The organism is Shewanella surugensis (genome assembly GCF_023284005.1).
Classification (GTDB): domain Bacteria; phylum Pseudomonadota; class Gammaproteobacteria; order Enterobacterales; family Shewanellaceae; genus Shewanella; species Shewanella surugensis.
In genome coordinates this window covers 1-1,209 of the sequence record NZ_JAKIKS010000320.1, presented here as the reverse complement: position 1 = coordinate 1,209, position 1,209 = coordinate 1, and the positions used below count along the sequence as shown (strand labels likewise).

General features: G+C 38.6%; 1 pseudogene. It reads right to left on the bottom strand.

What is annotated here, in order from left to right:
- Window positions 1-1,057 (bottom strand): annotated as a pseudogene (locus L2764_RS27285) (hypothetical protein); the annotation flags it as partial.
- Window positions 1,058-1,209 lie beyond the last annotated feature (152 nt).

Genomic DNA, 1,209 nt, shown 5'->3' with positions numbered 1-1,209 from the left:
TTTTAATTTCATTATTTTCATATACAAAGGTGACTTCCCGTTTATCACTGGCGGTAATTTTTATCAATTGGTCCTTTTTGTTATAATGATAGATAATGCTATTACCAAACCTATCTTCGATCTTAGTCACCATTAAATAAACGTCTAAAAAAAAAGATGATTCAGGTAGATGATTCCGAGCAGTAATAAGCTTGTTAAAAGTATACTTGGTGCCATCAGGTGAATAGCCAATAAACCCTTCCCCCGGTTGATTGGCTAAAGTCGTGCAACTGAAACGCCAATTGGATTGGGTTTTACGAGGAAACTTATCATCTGCTACTTGCAAAAGTGGCGTTAATTTTTCACCTGACAGGGATAATATATCCCCTTGCCAGAGACCGTTTCTATCCACTATTTTATCATGATATCTATCATTTTGATTAAAACCTCCCGGATTTAAATTACCTGAGCAAGCCTTACCCCTTCCCCATGCACCAGAATAGTACTTTACATCCGAGGGCATTTTTCCACCATAATCCTTTAGGGAAAGGGTTGTATGAATATTAGGAGTATCTAAGGCCCAATCCCCTAAATTACTGCGTAAAAGTGGATTCGATTGATCCGATAGTGTGCGACTAATCTTAATGTCGGGACCATTTCCTTTGGCGATAAAATCCGTTTGATTAAAAGTGACCGTACCGGTATTTAAATCAATGAGCTCCCCAAATAGGCCTTTATCTAACTGTTTAAATGCATTGCTGGCTTTGGAAATACGGCTCATTAAATCATCATCGTCATCACCGCTATCTGCGGCCATTTTAGTGTTACATTGGGCTCCTTTTGCCAAGCATTTCTGCCTGCTCAATACTTTTTGTTGCCGTACTTGCATATCAATCTCAAAGGATTCTCTATCTTCCGTTGACATAGCATCCATGAGCACATGAAAATATTCTTGAGCTAGCTCCATCTCTTCTTGCTGTTCTTGGGTGAAGTCATCATCACCCGCTAACACCGGTAAACTGAAAGCCCAGAGACTAGAGCTGAATAATAGAATGCAATAAAAAAACGGTTTTGTCATAAACACTAACCGCCGGCTTATCTGCCGACAGCCATGAAAAGAAGCAATCATAATGACCTTAAAAAGTAGTAACTAGGATGAGTAAAATGAATAAATAAAAGCCAGCCACACAAGAAAAGGCAATAAGAAATGAAAGACTTTATTCACTTTCC